Genomic DNA, 14,097 nt, shown 5'->3' on the forward strand with positions numbered 1-14,097 from the left:
TTCTATTCAACCTGGCAGACTTTTTCTGGAGACCATCATGGGACTTGAATGGCTTAAACCCGCCGCTTTCCTCGGCTCTATTTTGTTCGCGCTGATCGGCGTGATCATCTTCTGGATCAGCTTTGTCATCATCGACAAGGTCACGCCGTATGACCTGTGGCAGGAGATTGTGGAGAAGCAGAATATGGCGCTGGCTGTGGTGGTGGCCGCGATGGCGTTGGGAATCTGCGTGATAGTAGCCGCCGCCATCCACGGCTAGGCTCGTTCCCGGCTACTGCGCGAACTGGGGGCGGCGTTGGCCGGTGCTCGGAATCCTCATGTACCCATAGGTACATTCCGGTTCCTGTGCGCCGTCCGCCTTGCCCGCAGTCCGCTCGCTACGCCCTTGACGCCGTCGTTGATCCGGCTCGCTTCGCATCGCATGGTTTGCTACCTCCATCGGCACTTCTGTTTTGAACACTGAAACTCCCTCAACCACCTCCACACCGCGCCCCCTCGAAGTCGCGCTGCTTGCCAGCGTCTTCGTGGTGGCGGCGTGCGGGTTGGTGTATGAGCTGGCGGCGGGTGCGCTGGCTTCTTACCTGCTGGGCGATTCGGTGCTGCAGTTCTCGACCATCATCGGCAGCTACCTGTTTGCGATGGGTATCGGGTCGTGGCTGTCGCGGTTTTTCGAGCGACAGCTGCCGGCGCATTTTTTACGGATAGAACTGCTTGTAGCCCTTATCGGCGGCTTGCTTACTGCTACGCTTTTTATAGCAAATGCCTATGTCCCGGGCGCTTTCCGCTTTTTGCTGTACGCGATGGTGCTGCTGGTGGGCACGCTGGTCGGGCTGGAGATCCCGCTGGTCATGCGCATCCTGCGGCGCAACGTGGCGCTCAAGGAGCTGGTGTCGCAGGTGCTCACGTTCGACTACCTGGGCGCGCTGGCCGTGTCGCTGGCGTTTCCGCTGGTGCTGGTGCCGCAGCTGGGGCTGATACGCACCGGCCTGCTGTTTGGGCTGATGAATGCGGCGGTGGCGGTGTGGGCGCTGTGGCTGTTTCGCCATGAGCTGCGCCACTTCAAGGCGCATGCCGCCGCCTGCCTGCTGGTGATGGGCACGCTGGGCGCCGGGTTTGTGGGTGCCGAGCACATCACCACACTGGCCGAAGACCATTTCTACCAGGACCGCGTGGTCTTCACCGCCACCACGCGCTACCAGCGCATCGTGGTGACCCACGGCCGCGGCGGCCACCGCCTGTTCCTCAATGGCAACCTGCAGTTCGCCGAGCGCGACGAATACCGCTACCACGAGGCGCTGGTGCACCCGGTGATGAGCGCCCACGGCGCACCCAAAAAAGTCGCGGTGCTGGGCGGCGGCGACGGCATGGCGGTGCGTGAGATCCTCAAATACCCCGGCGTCGAAAGCGTCACGCTGGTCGAGCTGGACCCGGCCATGACCCAGCTCTTCAGCCAGCAGCCCGCATTGCGGCGGCTCAATGGCGACGCGCTGCTCTCACCCAAGGTGCAGGTGGTGAATGCCGACGCCTTCCAGTGGCTCGACAAGAGCGCCGAGATGTTCGACATCATCATCGTGGACTTCCCCGACCCCACCAACTTTTCCATCGGCAAGCTCTACACCAACTCGTTTTACGCCCTGCTTGAGCAGCGTCTTGCGGCCAGCGGTTATGCCGTGGTGCAGACCACCTCGCCGCTGGTGGCGCGCCGCAGCTACTGGACCGTCGTCAGCACGCTCGAATCGGTGGGCCTGAAAACCGCGCCCTACCACGCCAATGTGCCCAGCTTCGGCGAGTGGGGCTTTGTGGTCGCCGGCCGGCGGCCCTTCAGCCCGACCACCCAGGTGGCGGCTTTGCCGGCGGGACTGAAGTTTCTGGACGCACAAACCTTGCCGCTGCTGTTTGATTTCCCGAAAGACATGGCGCGTGTGCCCGCGCCCGTCAACCGGCTGTCCAGCCAGGAGCTGGTGCACAGCTACGAGCAGGAATGGGGAAAAAATTGAGCCCCCACGGTTGCTCGCTTCGCGTAGCGCCCTGCCCCCCTGGGGGGCCGCTGCGCCTGCGGCCTGGCAAAGCCAGTTCCGCGGCTCCTGCTTGCGAAAATGCGGGTTGCGGGCCTTGCGCAGATTTGGCATGAAACGCTGCCTTGATTTCATCTCCCTCCTCCAGCGGGGGAAGGAAGAAGACCATGAAGCGGCGTGATTTTCTGGTGGCGTCTGCCTTGCCGCTGATCGGCTGCAAAGAAGCAAGGCACATCGAAGGCGGCTTCCTCGGGGCCAACCATGAACGCGGCCATCTGCTGCGGCCCGGCGAGCCCGGCAAGGCGCCGGCCTGGCCCGCCCCTTCCACCACCCAACGCACCCGCGTACTGATTGCCGGCGGCGGGGTCGCCGGCCTGGCAGCGGCGCGCGCGCTGCGCCTGCGCGGTATCCATGATTTTGTGATGCTGGAGCTGGAGGACAGCGCCGGCGGCAACAGCCGCGGCGGCCTGGTGGGCGGTGTGCCCTGCCCGCTGGGCGCGCACTACCTGCCGGTGCCCGGCGATGCTGCGCGCGATGTGCAGGACCTACTGGAGGAGCTCTCGCTGCGCCGGCGCGTGGCCGGCCGCTGGGAGTACGACGAACGCCACCTGTGCCACAGCCCGCAAGAGCGCCTCTTCATCAACGGGCAATGGCAGGAAGGCCTGCTGCCCCTGCAGGATATGGATGTTGGCGTGCTGGCCGACTACCAGCGCTTTGACCGCCTGGTGCAAGAAGCCTCGGCCGCCGCGCCGTTCTCCATTCCCGTCGGCAACCATCCGCCTGCGCCCTCTCATCGCGCGCTGGACGCGCTGAGCTTTGAAGCCTGGCTGGACCAGCAGCAGCTCACGCGCGCGCCGCTGCGCTGGTACCTCGATTACTGCTGCCGCGACGACTACGGCGCGGGCCTGGGCGCTGTGTCGGCCTGGGCCGGCATTCATTACTTTGCCAGCCGCCACGGCTTTCATGCGCCGGGCGAAGCGGCTGCCGCCGAGCGCGAAGCCGGCGTCCTCACCTGGCCCGAAGGCAACGGCTGGCTCACGCGGCAACTGGCCGCGCCGCTGGGCGAGCGCCTGCGCACCGGCCGCATCGTGATGTGCGTGGCTGCCGGCCGGCACGGCGTGGAAGTCGACGCCTTCAACGCCGCCACCCAGGCCGTTGAGCGCTGGCAGGCCGACCAGTGCATCGTGGCGCTGCCGCTGTTTGTCGCGGCCCGCGTGGTCGAAAACCCGCCGCCCGCCTTGCAGCAGGCCGCCGCCGCGCTGCGCTACGCCCCCTGGCTGGTGGCCAACCTGCATATCGACGCCGCGCTGCACGACCGCCCCGGCGCCGCGCCCAGTTGGGACAACGTGATCTATGGTGAGGGCAAGTCCGGCGGCTACCCGGGGCTCGGGTATGTCGACGCCAAACACCAGAGCCTTCAGGCCGTGCCCGGCGAAACGGTGCTGACCTACTACCGGGCGTTCGGCATCGAAGCCGCCCAGCGCAAAACCCTTTATGAGCAACCCTGGACGCACTGGCGCGATGCGGTGCTGGCCGAACTCTCGGTGCCGCATCCCGACCTGCCCGGAAAAGTCACGCGCCTGGAAGTCATGCGCTACGGTCATGCCATGAGCACGCCCGTGCCCGGCATTCGCAGCAACGCGGCCTTGCGGGCACTGCAGCAGCCCTTGCAGGCGCCGTGGCAGCGGCTGCATTTTGCGCACAGCGACTTATCGGGGTATTCTGTCTTTGAAGAGGCGTTTACGCAGGGGCATCGCCGGGGCACCTCCGTGGTCTAGCCCTGCACAGCCAGACGTTTGCGGGTGGAGGGTATCGATGGAATTCAAGCAGATGGTTGAAACCCTGGCCGCCTTGCCGGCCGGGGAACAGCGGCAGTGGCTGCTGGCCGCGCTGGGCGTTTTCGCCGCCATGGCGCTGGTGCTCATGGCCGAGCGCAGTTATTTCAAAAACACCCGGCGAACCGGCAGCTGGGTCGCGTTCAGGCTGGCCTCGGTGTTGCTGGCGCCGCTCACCATTGCCGCCGTGCTGGTGCCGTCCCTGGCGGTATCAGGCATGGAAGCCCTGGCGGTTTTTTATGCAGCCCTTTTCATCGCCGTGCCGCTGCTGTGGTTTGGCGGCCACCTGCTGGTCGGCCGCTTGCTGCGGCCCGCATTGACGGGCAGTGAATGCATGACGCTCTGCATCACGGGCATCGGCATCCTGGCGATTCCGGCCACGGCGTTTATGTACGCGCAGTTTCCGCTCGAGCAGGCAGCACGCAACCTGGCCGACCAACGGCGAAAAGGGCCGGACTCCACGCCGCTCGCCCACACCGTCAGCCCGCTGCGGCGTTTTGCCATGCCGGGCGCTGGCGTGGTGTTTGCGCAGTCGCTGACCGCGCCGCGCGGCGTGCGGCTCGAGCGGGTGGACGTGCGGCGCAATGGGCCCTGGTACGACACCAAGGGCACCACGCACGCGCTGTTCTGCTCGCAGGGCGACGACCTGCACCTGATGTGGTCGGCCGGCGAGCCGGCGCCGCAGCTGCGCCTGCACTGGGTGCAGCCCAGCGGCTTGCGGGCGAAGGGGGAGTTTTTTGCAGACCCGGCGACGGCGCCTGCCGACACCCCTGAGTTCTCGATCGCTTTTCGCCCCGACGGGTTTGACCCGGTGGTGCCGATTCCGCGTGTGCGCACCTACCTGGACATTCTTCAGCGGGACGGCACGATTTACACCGACATGTTGAACCCGCTGCAGCCCGGGGAGACTTTGCAGGACGACTGCCTGATGCAGGGTTACAAGCGGGTGCGGTGGCCGGACGAAGGGGTGGTGCAGAAGGTCTATGTCACGTTTCGCTTGCCGGTGGGGGCTGAGGCTTTGCGGGGGGTGATTGTTCGGGGTGAGGGTAAGTAGGATTTTGGTGTTTTTGGGCTTTAGCCCAGGTGATGTCTTGGGTTGTTGCTCCTGAATTGATAGCGTGCTGGTTGCCCATCCCCATCCCCATCCCCATCCCCGTTCCCGTTCCCGTTCCCGTTCAGGCTGAGCTTGTCGAAGCCTTGGTGGTGCTCCGGCGATGTGGTTTTTGCTGCGGGTGGCTGGCCGGGGGTTGCCCGGCGGCAACTCACTTTTCTTTGCTTCGCCAAAGAAAAGTAAGCAAAAGAAAGGCGACCCTGCTGGCTGCGTCCCTCCGCTTCGCTGCGGGCAACCTGCGGTGCTCGATTCAGGCGGGGTCTCGCTAAACTCGCCTGCGGCTCAAACAACGCGATCCCTGATCCGCCTGAATCTCCGCTCCTCGGCGCATCCAGAAGGGGGTGGAGACAGGAATACCAATACCGAATACCTGAAGAAACAATGACTCGCCACGGCGAGTCATTGTTGGTATTGGTATTGGTATTTGTCTTTGGTCCCCGCTCCCGATTGCCCCTTGTGGATGCGCCGAGGAGCGGAAGACCAGACGGATCAGGGCAAAAACTTGTTTGAGCGAAGCGAGTTGTTTTTGACCCCGGCTGGGCTGAGCACCGCAGGTTGCCCGTAGCGAAGCGAAGGGACGCAGGAGCCAGGGTCGCCTTTTCTTTGCTTACTTTCTTTTGGCGAAGCAAAAGAAAGTGAGTTGCCGCCGGGCAACCCCCGGCCAGCAGCATCAGCAAAAACACATCGACGGAGCACCACCAGGCTTCGACAAGCTCAGCCCGAACGGGTCCGGATGCAGGATGCGGAATGCGCTATCAATTCAGGAGCTACAACCCGAGACAACACCTGGGCTAGATGCCAATTTTCCTTAAAACCCTAGCCTCAATCCGCCATCAGCCGCTCAATCTCATCCCCATCCACCGGCACGCCGCGCGTCGTCAACTCACAGCCCTTGGCCGTGACCAGCGCGTCGTCCTCAATCCGGATGCCGATGTTCCAGAACTCTTTGGGCACGTTTTTGCCGGGCCGCACATAGATGCCGGGCTCGATGGTCAGCACCATCCCGGGCCGCAGGATGCGTGAGGGCTTGCGCATCACGGTCTGGCCCAGGGCGTCTTTTTCTTCGCGCGGTTTGCTGCCGGGTTCGGTGTAGTCGCCGCAATCGTGGACGTCCATGCCCATCCAGTGGCCGGTGCGGTGCATGTAGAACTGGCGGTAGGCGCCGGACTCCAGCACGTCGTCGACCTTGCCGTGTTTCTTTTTGTCGAGCAGGCCGGTGTCCAGCATGCCTTGGGCCAGCACGCGCGTGGCGGCGTCGTGCGGGTCCAGGAAGCGTTTGCCGGGTTTGGTGGCTTTCACTGCCGCGTCCTGCGCTGCCAGCACGATGTCGTACAGCGTGCGCTGCGACGGCGTGAACTTGCCGTCGGCCGGGAAGGTGCGGGTGATGTCGCTGGCGTAGCCGTCGAGCTCGCAGCCGGCGTCGATCAGGCAGAGCTGGCCGGGTTTAAGTTCGGTGTCGCCGGCGCGGTAATGCAGGATGCAGGCGTTGGCGCCGGCGGCGACGATGCTGCCGTAGGCCGGGAACTGCGAGCCGTGGCGGCGGAACTCGTGCAGCAGCTCGGCTTCGAGGTGGTATTCACGCAGGCCGCCTTTCACGCCGGCGCGCAGCATGGCGGCGGAGGTTTGCATGGCGCGCACATGGGCGCCGGCAGAAATTTTTCCGGCGCGCTTGAGAATGGCCACTTCATGGCTGTCTTTGACCAGGCGCATTTCATCGAGCAGCTTGCACAGGTCGTGCTGGCTTTGCGGGCATTCGGCGCCAAAGCGCACGCGGGCGCGCACCTTGTTGAGCCAGCTGTCGACTTGTGTTTCAAGGCCCTTGTGCGTGGCGAACGGGAACCACACCGCACCCTGGTTCGTCAGCAGCTGCGGCATTTTTTCGTCGAGCGCTTCCACGCTGAAGGCGGCGTCCACGCCCAGTGCGGCGGGTGCGGCCTTGGGGCCCACGCGGATGCCGTCCCAGATTTCGCGCTCCAGGTCTTTGGGCCGGCAAAACAGCGTGGTTTTGCCGCTGGCTTCAATCACCAGCCAGCTGTCGGGCTCGCTGAAGCCGGTCAGGTAATAGAAGTAGCTGTCGTGGCGGTAGGGGAAGTCGCTGTCGCGGTTGCGCGGGTATTCGGGCGCGGTGGGCAGCAAGGCGATGCCGCCGCCGGCGGCTTTCAGGGCGCGGGCGATGGCGGCGCGGCGTTTTTCATAAATCGTGGTGGTGCTCATGGTGCGTTCCGCTTCAGTTCGTGGTCGTGGTGGTTTGGTTTAACTCTTCCAGGCGGGCCGGCGTGCCCACGTCGGTCCAGGCGCCTTCATACAGCTCGGCGCTCACTTGTTGATTGTCCATCGCCTCGCGCAACAGCGGCGCCAGCGGGGCTTTGAGGCCCTGCGGATTGCCCTGCGGCAGGCTGCTGAAGAACTCGCGCCGGTACAGGCCTATGGTGCTGTAGGTGAATTTGGGCTCGGGGCTGTCTTTGGGCAGGTTCAGCGCCAGGCCGCCGGGGCCGAGGCCAAAGTCGCCTTTCGGGTTGTGCGCCGGGTTGGGCACCAGCCACAGGTGGGCCAGTGTGTTGCCGGCGGCAAAGCGTGCGGCGGCCGCCTGGGTGAACTCAAAGCCCGGCACAAACACATCGCCCGCCAGCACCCAGAACACATCGCCCAGCAGCGGCAGCGCGCGGGCAATGCCGCCGGCGGTTTCGAGTGCGCCGCCGAAGTCCCGGCCTTCGTGGGAGTATGAAATTGATAGCGCCTGACTCACGTCCTGCCTGGGCTGCAGGCCAAAATCGCTTGAAAAGTATGCCTCCACCTGCTCACCCAGCCAGGCGGTGTTGATGACCAGGTCGGTGAACCCGCCCCGCGCCAGCGCCTCGGCATGCCAGCCGATCAGCGGCTTGCCGCGCACCTTCAGCAGCGGTTTGGGCACGGTGTCCGTCAGCGGGCGCATGCGCTCGCCGCGGCCGGCGGCCATGATCATGGCTTTGACGGGTGCGCCGCTCACCGCACTCACTGTGTATCGCCCCGGTCCAGTGAGCGCTGCTCGGTCCACTCAGGGTTAAACCGCCGCACCAGCGCGTCCATCAGCCCGCGCGCCCGGGCGGAGTGGTCGCCGCCGAAGTTGCAGACGTAAACGTCCAGCGTCACGGCTTTTTGCTCGGGCCAGGTGTGCACGCACACATGCGACTCGGCCAGCAGCACGGTAGCCGTGATGCCGCCCGGGCCGTGCACGGTGTCCGGGAAGGTGTGAAACAGCTGGTTGACGGCCTGCAGGCCGGCCTTTTGCACCGCTTCCACGCACCAGTCGCCCAGTTTGGCGGCGTCGGTCAGCCAGGCGGCGTCGCAGCGGCATTTGTACAAATCGGCGGTCAGGTGAAGGCCTTGCATCCCCCCGACTTTAGTTCATGACGGGGGGCCGGCCGGCCAAATCGGGGGGCAAACCCCCGCCAAACCGGTCGGGAGGGCCCAAACGGTAAAATACCGGGTTACCCCTGATCTTTCCCCCTCCCGGAGCTGCCTACATGGCCAATACCCCAATGATGGCGAATGCGATCCGCGCACTCGCAATGGACGCCGTTCAACAAGCCAATTCCGGACATCCCGGCGCCCCCATGGGCATGGCAGACATGGCAGTCGCCCTCTGGGGCAGCCACCTCAAGCACAGCCCGCACAACCCCAACTGGTTCGACCGCGACCGTTTTGTGCTCTCCAACGGCCACGGCTCCATGCTGATTTATGCCGTGCTGCACCTCACCGGCTACAAGCTGCCGATCAGCGAGCTCAAGAACTTCCGCCAGTTGCACAGCAAAACCCCTGGCCATCCCGAGTACGGCTACACCCCCGGCGTTGAAACCACTACCGGCCCGCTGGGCCAGGGCCTGACCAATGCCGTCGGCATGGCGCTGGCTGAAAAGCTGCTTGCCAAAGAATTCAACCGCGAAGGCCACACCGTCGTCGACCACAACACCTATGTCTTTATGGGTGACGGCTGCCTGATGGAAGGCATCAGCCACGAAGCCGCGGCGCTCGCCGGCGCCTGGAAGCTGAACAAGCTGATCGCGCTGTATGACGACAACGGCATCTCGATTGACGGCCAGGTCGCCCCCTGGTTCATCGACAACACCGCCGTGCGTTTTGCCGCCTACGGCTGGAACGTGCTGGGCCCCATCGACGGCCACGACGCCGAACTGGTCTCGCAGGCCATCGAAGGCGCGAAAAAGTCCAGCGACAAACCTACGCTGATCATCTGCAAGACGCACATCGGCAAAGGCTCGCCCAACCGCGCCAACACCGCCAAGGCTCACGGCGAACCGCTGGGCGCCGAAGAAATCAAGCTCACGCGCGAAGCCCTCAACTGGCCTTATGCGCCGTTTGAAGTGCCGAAGGAAACCTACGACGCGTGGGACGCCAAGGCCAAGGGCCTGGCCGCCGAGGCCGCCTGGGACGCCAAATTTGCCGCCTACAAGGCCGCGCACCCCGAGCTGGCCGCTGAACTGGCCCGCCGCATGAAGGGCGAGCTGCCCAAGTCGTTTGCCCAGCTGGCCGTCGACACCGTGATCGGCGCGCACGAAAAAGCCGAAACCGTGGCCTCGCGCAAAGCGTCGCAGCTCGCGCTCGAAGCCTTCACCGCCGGCCTGCCCGAGCTGCTGGGCGGCTCGGCCGATTTGACCGGCTCCAACCTCACCAACACCAAGTCCACGCCCAACCTGCGTTTTGACATGAACGGCGAAGTCGTGCTGACGGCCAACGCCGACGGCGTGAGCGCCGGCGGGCGCCACATCAACTACGGCGTGCGTGAATTCGGCATGGCCGCGATCATGAACGGCATCGCGCTGCACGGCGGTTTTATCCCCTACGGCGGCACCTTCCTGACCTTCAGCGACTACAGCCGCAACGCGATTCGCATGGCCGCGCTGATGAAGATCCGTGTCATCCACGTCTTCACGCACGACTCCATCGGCCTGGGCGAAGACGGCCCGACGCACCAGTCCATCGAGCACGCCGCCAGCCTGCGCCTGATCCCCAACCTGGACGTCTGGCGTCCGGGCGACACGGCTGAAACGGCCGTGGCCTGGGCCGTCGCGCTCGAGAACAAGAACAAGCCCACGGCGCTGCTGCTCAGCCGCCAGAACCTGCCTTACGCGCCCAAGCACGACCTCGGCGAAATCAGCCGCGGCGCTTATGTGCTGGCCGAACCCGCAAAAGTCGGCCTGAACAAAAAGGCCCAGGCCGTCATCATCGCCACCGGTTCTGAAGTGCAACTCGCGCTCAAGGCGCAAGAGCTGCTGGCCGCCCACAAGATCGCGGTGCGCGTGGTCTCCATGCCCAGCAACACGACGTTTGACAAACAAAAGACCGCCTACAAATCCGAAGTGCTGCCCGAAGGCATCCCCCGCATCGCGGTGGAAATGGGCGTCACCGACGGCTGGTGGAAATACGGCTGCGCGGCCGTGGTCGGCATCGACAGCTACGGCGAGTCGGCGCCCGCGCCGGTGCTGTTCAAGCACTTCGGCTTCACCGCCGAGAACGTGGCCGACACCGTGCGCAAGGTGCTGCGCAAGTAAGCGCATCACGCACACGGCCCGCCGATTCAACAAGATTTCAACTTCCAGGAGCAACAGCAGATGACTATCAAACTTGGCATTAATGGTTTTGGCCGCATCGGCCGCAATGTGTTCCGCTCGGCCATCAAAAGCTTCAGCGACATCGAAATCGTCGGCATCAACGATTTGCTCGAGCCTGAGTACCTGGCCTACATGCTGAAGTACGACTCGGTGCATGGCCGCTTTGAAGGCGACGTGTCCGTCGACGGCAACACGCTGATCGTCAATGGCAAGAAGATTCGCCTGACGCAAGAGCGCGACCCCGCCAACCTGAAGTGGGGCGACATCGGCGCCACCGTGGTGCTCGAGTCCACCGGCCTGTTTCTCGACAAGGCCTCGGGTGAAAAGCACCTGGCCGCCGGCGCCAGGAAGGTCATCTTCTCGGCACCTTCGAAAGACGACACCCCGATGTTCGTCTTCGGCGTCAACGACAAGACCTACAAGGGCGAGGCCATCATCTCCAACGCCAGCTGCACCACCAACTGCCTGGCGCCCATCGCCAAGGTGCTGAACGACAAGTGGGGCATCAAGCGCGGCCTGATGACCACGGTGCACGCCGCCACCGCCACACAGAAAACCGTGGACGGCCCGTCGAACAAAGACTGGCGCGGCGGCCGCGGCATCCTGGAAAACATCATTCCTTCGTCAACCGGCGCGGCCAAGGCGGTGGGCGTGGTGATCCCCGAGCTCAACAAGAAGCTGACCGGCATGTCCTTCCGCGTGCCAACGTCGGATGTGTCGGTCGTTGACCTGACCTGCGAGCTCAACAAGGAAGCCACGCTCAAAGAAATCTGCGCCGAAATGAAGGCGCAAAGCGAAGGCGCACTCAAGGGCATCCTCGGCTACACCGAAGACAAGGTCGTCGCCACCGACTTCCGCGGCGACGCCCGCACCTCGATCTTTGACGCCGACGCCAGCATCGCACTGGACGGCACCTTCATCAAGGTCGTCGCCTGGTACGACAACGAATGGGGCTACTCGAACAAGTGCCTGGAAATGGTGCGGGTGGTGGCGAAGTAAGTCGCTGCGGCTCAAACAAAAAGCGCCTTCGAGGCGCTTTTTTTTGCTCTCAAGCTAGCCGCAAGCGGGCCTGCGGAATGATCATTGCGCGGGCTTTACGCCTGAAGGCGCTGGATCTGGAGCTGTTTTCAGCGCGGCCAACTCGCTCTGCAAGCCTTTGACTGATTGACCCAGAGTTTCTTTAAGGCCATCAATTTGCGCCTTCAACTCTTTGGTGGCCTGGCTTGACGCCAACGCCGCATCGCTCGAATTTTTTTGATACTGCGCGAGCAGGTCAATATATTTTTCGAGTGTTCTTGCACGAATCTGATCACGCTGGGTCTGATCGGTTTTACCGCTCAGATTCACTGCGGCATCAATAACGTTTGTGTAGAGCTTGAGTACCGGCTCTTTATATTCTTTCTCAACGCTGCCCAGGTTCACTGACATCTCGCAAAGTCGATAAAGAGCCTCGCGAAGAAACAACACCATGACCTCTTCGTTGATCGTGGATGCGCCAGACTTGACTTTGCCTTCTGCTTCCGCACTGGCGCTGCTGGACAAGTTTGCTGGTTGAGCGCTTGCCTTGCCTTTTCCTTCTGCGTCCAGGGTGGCCGTGACGCGTGGCACCGGCTCGGAGCACATCAGCGTCCCCCCATGTTTTTGAGGCACCAGCAACGCTCCCCTGCGCTCGCTCCCATAGTCGAACCAATAGGGTTTGTCATTTTCAAGCGCGTGATACCGCCCCGGTGAAGTGAAAGAAGCGCAGCCGCTGAGAATGGCTGTGAACGTTACCGTGGCTGCGAAGACTATGAATGTGCGTGTCATAAATCCCCCCTTATGTTGTGAACTACCGGTCATCGTGCAGAGAATCCCGCCTTTTTCTCGCCCTTCAGTGCACGTCACTCTGCACGCGATACGCGCGAGAACACGTCACGGTAACGCGAATGTGAGGAAATGTAAGGTGAATATTCACTCGCTTCAGGTCGCCAGTAACAGCGCTATCTAATGCGGTATTTCGCCGCTCGTGTGAAGGAGCGTTCACACGAGCCCAGCCGCACTAGAGCGGTCGCCTGGACGCCTGTGAGGGCTTTGCGCCCGGCGCAGCAGGTAACAGCCCGGTCGTTGCACACTGGCTACCATTTATTTTCAGCGTCCTGCCAAGACACAAGGATCACCATGAACACCACAGCGACCCAGAACAGCATTCCCGCATTCGGCGTCGGCACCTTCCGGCTGAAAGACCAGGTCGTCATCGACTCGGTCAAGAACGCGCTGGACCTCGGCTACCGCGTCATCGACACCGCGCAGATCTACGGCAACGAAGCCCAAGTCGGCCAGGCCATCGCCGAAAGCGGCGTGCCGCGCAGCGAGCTTTTCATCACCACCAAAATCTGGACCGACAACTTCGCGGCCGACAAGGTCATCCCCAGCCTGAAGGAAAGCCTGCGCAAGCTGGGTACCGACCATGTCGACTTGACGCTCATCCATTGGCCCGCGCCCAAGCAACCCGTGCCGCTGGAGGACACCCTGGGCGGCTTGATGGAGGCCAAGGCCCAGAAGCTCACGCGCAAGATCGGCGTGTCCAACTTCAACATCGACTACCTCACCCGCTCGATTGAAGCGGTAGGCGCAGCCAACATCGCCACCAACCAGATCGAGCTGAGCCCTTATTTGCAAAACCGCAAGGTGGTGGAGTTTGCGCAGGGCCAGGGCATCCACATCACGTCGTACATGACGCTGGCCTACGGCAAGGTGCTGCAAGACCCGGTGCTGCTGGAGATCGCCAGGCGCCACAACGCCACCACCGCGCAGGTTGCGCTGGCCTGGGCGATGCAGCTGGGTTATGCGGTGATTCCGTCGTCAACCCAACGCGCCAACCTGGAGAGCAACCTGAAAGCCCGGCAACTGCGCCTGACAGACGCCGACATGGCCGCCATCGCCGCGCTGGAGCGCAACGACCGCCTGGTGAACCCCGACAGCCTGGCGCCGAAGTGGGATTGACGGGCGGCAGGGGTTCAGGAAGGTTTAAGCATCAAATCGGCCTCCAGCCCAGGTGTGACCTGGGCCGATAGCTATCAAAACAGGATCAACCCGCGTGCCGGTGAGCGGGCGCCGGGTCTGTCAGCGGCCCAAGGCCAGCGCCAGCCCGGCCGCGACGGCAAGCACCACCGTCACGCCGGCCAGCAAGAGCAGGCGCACACGGTTCACCTCGATCCGCTGGATCAACTGGGTGTTCTGGTCGGCCAGCGTTTTGATCAACTCGGAAGAGGCAAGCATCTGGCCATGCAGCTCGGCGATGGTCTCTTCCATGGCGGTGACGCGTGCCTGCAGTGTGGCCATGGCCTGCGCTTCGGGTGACAGCGAGGAGACCGCACCTTCGACGGGCGGCGCCGGCACGGGCGGCTTTTTGCCGACGGTACTCCACAGTTTTTTGGCCCCCTCGGCGATTTTGGGCGCGTTGTTGATCACGTCCGACCAGGGAACCAACTGCAATACCGCGAGCCAACCAATCGCCATGGGGAGCCTTTCAGGAAAAGAATGTCTGCGCC

At 63.6% G+C, this 14,097-nt stretch carries 12 protein-coding genes and 1 other RNA gene; 8 read left to right on the top strand and 5 right to left on the bottom strand.

Annotated features, from left to right (window positions below):
* Positions 1-37 precede the first annotated feature (37 nt).
* The 5 genes from DT070_RS07070 to DT070_RS07090 all read left to right on the top strand — a co-directional run bounded on the left by DT070_RS07070 (position 38) and on the right by DT070_RS07090 (position 4,904).
* The gene (locus DT070_RS07070; RefSeq protein ID WP_122954748.1) at positions 38-259 is read left to right on the top strand and encodes a DUF350 domain-containing protein; all 222 of its coding nucleotides are present in this window, start codon (positions 38-40) and stop codon (positions 257-259) included.
* A 58-nt stretch (positions 260-317) separates the two neighbouring features.
* A non-coding RNA gene (locus DT070_RS07075) (sX9 sRNA) lies at positions 318-393 on the top strand.
* A 59-nt stretch (positions 394-452) separates the two neighbouring features.
* The gene (locus DT070_RS07080) at positions 453-1,997 is read left to right on the top strand and encodes a polyamine aminopropyltransferase (RefSeq protein WP_122954749.1); all 1,545 of its coding nucleotides are present in this window, start codon (positions 453-455) and stop codon (positions 1,995-1,997) included.
* A gap of 185 nt (positions 1,998-2,182) precedes the next feature.
* On the top strand, positions 2,183-3,793 hold the full coding sequence (locus DT070_RS07085; protein ID WP_122954750.1) for an NAD(P)-binding protein: 1,611 nt from the start codon (positions 2,183-2,185) through the stop codon (positions 3,791-3,793).
* A 37-nt stretch (positions 3,794-3,830) separates the two neighbouring features.
* The gene (locus tag DT070_RS07090; RefSeq protein ID WP_122954751.1) at positions 3,831-4,904 is read left to right on the top strand and encodes a hypothetical protein; all 1,074 of its coding nucleotides are present in this window, start codon (positions 3,831-3,833) and stop codon (positions 4,902-4,904) included.
* Between the two features lie 879 nt (positions 4,905-5,783).
* Here the strand turns inward: DT070_RS07090 and DT070_RS07100 are convergent.
* Genes DT070_RS07100 through speD form a run of 3 tightly spaced genes read right to left on the bottom strand, consistent with a single transcriptional unit; the run spans position 5,784 to position 8,330 of the window.
* A complete protein-coding gene (locus tag DT070_RS07100) occupies positions 5,784-7,175 on the bottom strand; it encodes an aminopeptidase P N-terminal domain-containing protein (protein WP_122954752.1) in 1,392 nt (463 codons plus the stop codon).
* Between the two features lie 13 nt (positions 7,176-7,188).
* A complete protein-coding gene (gene murU / locus DT070_RS07105) occupies positions 7,189-7,923 on the bottom strand; it encodes an N-acetylmuramate alpha-1-phosphate uridylyltransferase MurU (RefSeq protein ID WP_122957303.1) in 735 nt (244 codons plus the stop codon).
* A 29-nt stretch (positions 7,924-7,952) separates the two neighbouring features.
* Positions 7,953-8,330, bottom strand: a complete 378-nt coding sequence (gene speD / locus DT070_RS07110) for an adenosylmethionine decarboxylase (RefSeq protein ID WP_122954753.1) — start codon at positions 8,328-8,330, stop codon at positions 7,953-7,955.
* Positions 8,331-8,464: 134 nt separating this feature from the next.
* Here speD and tkt point away from each other — a divergent pair, with 134 nt between their 5' ends.
* Complete coding sequence (gene tkt, locus DT070_RS07115; RefSeq protein WP_122954754.1) at positions 8,465-10,507, top strand: transketolase; 2,043 nt, start codon at positions 8,465-8,467, stop codon at positions 10,505-10,507.
* Between the two features lie 60 nt (positions 10,508-10,567).
* Positions 10,568-11,566, top strand: coding sequence for a type I glyceraldehyde-3-phosphate dehydrogenase (gene gap, locus DT070_RS07120; RefSeq protein WP_122954755.1), 999 nt, complete (start codon positions 10,568-10,570; stop codon positions 11,564-11,566).
* Positions 11,567-11,647: 81 nt separating this feature from the next.
* On the opposite strand, the gene DT070_RS07125 is transcribed toward gap, so the two are convergent.
* A complete protein-coding gene (locus tag DT070_RS07125) occupies positions 11,648-12,373 on the bottom strand; it encodes a hypothetical protein (RefSeq protein WP_122954756.1) in 726 nt (241 codons plus the stop codon).
* A 351-nt stretch (positions 12,374-12,724) separates the two neighbouring features.
* Between DT070_RS07125 and dkgB the strand changes: the two genes are divergently transcribed.
* Positions 12,725-13,549 carry a 2,5-didehydrogluconate reductase DkgB gene (gene dkgB / locus DT070_RS07130; RefSeq protein WP_122954757.1) on the top strand — a complete coding sequence of 275 codons (825 nt, stop codon included), beginning with the start codon at positions 12,725-12,727 and terminating at the stop codon, positions 13,547-13,549.
* 120 nt (positions 13,550-13,669) lie between these two features.
* Here the strand turns inward: dkgB and DT070_RS07135 are convergent, their stop codons facing one another.
* Positions 13,670-14,065, bottom strand: coding sequence for a hypothetical protein (locus DT070_RS07135; RefSeq protein ID WP_122954758.1), 396 nt, complete (start codon positions 14,063-14,065; stop codon positions 13,670-13,672).
* Positions 14,066-14,097 lie beyond the last annotated feature (32 nt).

Source organism: Polaromonas sp. SP1, from assembly GCF_003711205.1.
Lineage (GTDB): Bacteria > Pseudomonadota > Gammaproteobacteria > Burkholderiales > Burkholderiaceae_C > Polaromonas.

Coding starts and splice junctions, on each gene's coding strand:
- DT070_RS07070 (WP_122954748.1), top strand. CDS start 38: ATGGGACTTGAATGGCTTAAACCCGCCGCTTTCCTCGGCTCTATTTTG.
- DT070_RS07085 (WP_122954750.1), top strand. CDS start 2,183: ATGAAGCGGCGTGATTTTCTGGTGGCGTCTGCCTTGCCGCTGATCGGC.
- DT070_RS07090 (WP_122954751.1), top strand. CDS start 3,831: ATGGAATTCAAGCAGATGGTTGAAACCCTGGCCGCCTTGCCGGCCGGG.
- DT070_RS07100 (WP_122954752.1), bottom strand. CDS start 7,175: ATGAGCACCACCACGATTTATGAAAAACGCCGCGCCGCCATCGCCCGC.
- murU (WP_122957303.1), bottom strand. CDS start 7,923: ATGATCATGGCCGCCGGCCGCGGCGAGCGCATGCGCCCGCTGACGGAC.
- speD (WP_122954753.1), bottom strand. CDS start 8,330: ATGCAAGGCCTTCACCTGACCGCCGATTTGTACAAATGCCGCTGCGAC.
- tkt (WP_122954754.1), top strand. CDS start 8,465: ATGGCCAATACCCCAATGATGGCGAATGCGATCCGCGCACTCGCAATG.
- gap (WP_122954755.1), top strand. CDS start 10,568: ATGACTATCAAACTTGGCATTAATGGTTTTGGCCGCATCGGCCGCAAT.
- DT070_RS07125 (WP_122954756.1), bottom strand. CDS start 12,373: ATGACACGCACATTCATAGTCTTCGCAGCCACGGTAACGTTCACAGCC.
- dkgB (WP_122954757.1), top strand. CDS start 12,725: ATGAACACCACAGCGACCCAGAACAGCATTCCCGCATTCGGCGTCGGC.
- DT070_RS07135 (WP_122954758.1), bottom strand. CDS start 14,065: ATGGCGATTGGTTGGCTCGCGGTATTGCAGTTGGTTCCCTGGTCGGAC.